The following is a 203-nucleotide window of genomic DNA, read 5'->3' on the forward strand; positions in this document are numbered from 1 at the left end:
TCACCATTCCGAATTCCGCCAAGGAGTACTCCGCCGGCGCGAGCACGAGTTTCGCGGGGACGAGCGTTCTGGAGGGGCACAGCTCCGCTCAGGCGCACTTGCCTCCTGCGAGCGACCAAGCCCCGTCGGCGGCGTTCGTCAAAGTCGACCCGGGCTTGGCCGGCCTCTTCGTCGACCTGTCCGATTACGGCTACAAGGTCGGC

Annotated in this window: 1 protein-coding gene; it reads left to right on the forward strand. The window is 66.5% G+C overall.

The features are described from left to right. Positions 1 to 203, forward strand: a 203-nt coding sequence (locus ACYVO7_RS25895) for a hypothetical protein (RefSeq protein WP_460452628.1), incomplete at both ends; no start/stop codon positions are given.

The sequence above is a fragment of the Alsobacter sp. SYSU BS001988 genome, from assembly GCF_054796215.1.